This window comes from Cobetia sp. (assembly GCF_983723665.1).
In genome coordinates this window covers 1-2,286 of sequence record NZ_CFDJES010000057.1, presented here as the reverse complement: position 1 = coordinate 2,286, position 2,286 = coordinate 1, and the positions used below count along the sequence as shown (strand labels likewise).

Genomic DNA, 2,286 nt, shown 5'->3' with positions numbered 1-2,286 from the left:
CCGCCCAGCAGGGCCGGATTGGCTTGCCAGACGGACCAGGTCAGCGCACTGGCCAGCGTCACCCACGCCAGATAGGGCAGCATCAACAGCCCGGCCAGGCGACTGATACGCCAGAAGGCGATCAGGGTGACGGCGATCAGCGCCCACAGCACCAGTACGTCGATGAACGCCGCCTGACCGAGATGCCAGGCGAAGAACAGCCAGCTCCACAGGCCGTTGACGACCAGCTGCACCACGAACAGCCCGAGCGCCAGACGATGGCGCCAACGGAAGCCATTGCTGGCATGCAAGCCATCGCGCGCGACACGCCAGGCGGCGAGCGCCATCATCACGAACAGCGCCGTCCACACCGGCCCGAAGGCCCCCGCCGGCGGGGCCCAGGCCGGTTGGGTAAGGCTTGCATAGAAGGTCTTCGCGTCAACCGAGGCCAGCGCGCCGATGGCGGCAGTGAGGAAGCTCAACCCGAACCACACCACCATCTGGGCGGTGGAGCGTGCAGCGGAGGGTGAGGAAGACGCGGAACGTGGCGATGTCATCTGGCGGTCTCCTGTCTCGAAAAGCGTGATAGAGAAAGACACGATATCCCACGCTGCGTCTTGGTTCACCGTCCCGTTCTTCCTGAAAGGTGTACATGAACGGTTTAGCTGAGAGGTACGTCTGCACGGTTCAGCTGAACGGAACATCTGAACGGCTCAGCTGCGGGCGGCAGCGCCATCCTCAATCCGGCACCGGTCCATCGAAGACTTCCTTGCTGCGACCGGTCAGCGTCGTGCCCACCGAGGCGGCGATGACCAGACCGATGGCGAGCCACTGGAAGATGCCCAGCGTCTGACCGAGGAACAGCAGGCCGGAGAGCGCCCCGATGGCGGGTTCCAGACTCATCAGGGTGCCGAAGGTGTGGGTCGGCAGGCGCGGCAAGGCCACCATCTCGAGGGTGTAGGGCAGCGCGGTCGAGAGCACCGCGACGGCCAGTGCCAACGGCAGGATATCGACCGAAAACATGGCGCTGCCGGCCTCCATCAGGCCGACGGGCGCGACGACCACCGCCGCGATCGTGATGCCCAGCGCCGCGCTCTGGGTGCCATTGCCTGCGCCGGCCTTCTGGCCGAACAGGATATACAGCGCCCAGCAGAGGCCAGCGCCGAGGGCGAAGGCGGCACCGACGGGGTCGATCGGCGCGGCGGTGTCCTCACCCAGCAACAGCAGCAGTACCAGCCCGGTGATCGCCAGTGCCACCCAGCCAAGGTCGATCCAGCGGCGCGAGCTCAGCAGCGCCACGGCCAGCGGGCCGGTGAATTCCAGTGCCACGGCGATGCCCAGCGGTACCGTCTTGAGGGCCTGGTAGAACAGCAGGTTCATCACGCCCAGCGCCACGCCGTAGATGGTGATGGACTTCCAGGCCTTGCGCGTCACCGGCTTGCGCCACGGGCGCAGAATGGCCAGCAGCAGAATCGAGGCGATGATCAGACGAATCGCCGTCGCGCCCGCCGCGCCGATCATCGGGAACAGGGAAGTGGCCAGCGAAGCACCGCTCTGGATCGAGCACATGGCGACCAGCAGCATGGCGACGGGCCACAGACGAGAAGAGGAGGCGGCGACGGCAACGGACATTGAAGTCTCCTTGAGCGATCCAGTGGATGACGGGCATGGTCAGTCAAGAACACATGCGGCATGATTCAGGGACATTGAGGTAGCAAGGGAAGGGAGCTTGAGGCCAGTGGGATGCCGGCTTCCCTCATCGTCAGCGGGATTGTACGGATGCGCACTATATTGCACAACAGTAAAGATCGACCCGATGTTCTGGTCCATGTCGCGGCCAATGTTCGCCGTCTGCGCCTGGCCGCCGAGCTGAGTCAGCAGGCACTCGCGGATCAGGCCGAAATCAGTCGCCGCATGCTGGTGAACATCGAGAAGGGCGACGTCAATGTCAGCCTCGGCATGCTTGACAAGCTCGCCGAGGCGCTAGGGGTGCTCTTCTACGCGCTGGTGCAGCCCCCGGAAAGCGAAGACTCGGCACGCATCAATGAGGTGGCGTGGGTCGGGCAGGCGCCCGAAAGCCGCGCCGTGCTGCTGGCCAGCAAACCGGCGACCCAGGAAGTCGAGTTATGGGACTGGACCCTCGCCCCCGGCGAGCACTATGACTCCGCGCCCGATGATGCCGGCTGGCACGAGATGCTGGTGGTCACGCAAGGCGAGCTGACCCTTACGCTGGAACGTGAGGAAATCGTCATTCACGCCGGGGATTTCCATGTCTATCCCAGTGATCAGGCCTACCGCTACCACAAC

Annotated in this window: 3 protein-coding genes; 1 reads left to right on the top strand and 2 read right to left on the bottom strand. The window is 64.8% G+C overall.

The features are described 5' to 3' along the window. Positions 1-536, bottom strand: a 536-nt coding sequence (locus AC4FAH_RS07670) for a TspO/MBR family protein (protein WP_235506991.1), incomplete at its 3' end; no start/stop codon positions are given. A 181-nt stretch (positions 537-717) separates the two neighbouring features. Further along, positions 718-1,611 carry a threonine/homoserine exporter RhtA gene (gene rhtA / locus AC4FAH_RS07665; RefSeq protein ID WP_054556012.1) on the bottom strand — a complete coding sequence of 298 codons (894 nt, stop codon included), beginning with the start codon at positions 1,609-1,611 and terminating at the stop codon, positions 718-720. A 147-nt stretch (positions 1,612-1,758) separates the two neighbouring features. Here rhtA and AC4FAH_RS07660 point away from each other — a divergent pair. Beyond that, on the top strand, positions 1,759-2,286 hold a 528-nt coding region (locus AC4FAH_RS07660), incomplete at its 3' end, for a helix-turn-helix domain-containing protein (RefSeq protein ID WP_490245847.1).

What these genes read in the sequence shown, in the direction of transcription:
- rhtA (WP_054556012.1), bottom strand. Translation starts at nt 1,611, where the DNA reads ATGTCCGTTGCCGTCGCCGCCTCCTCTTCTCGTCTGTGGCCCGTCGCC.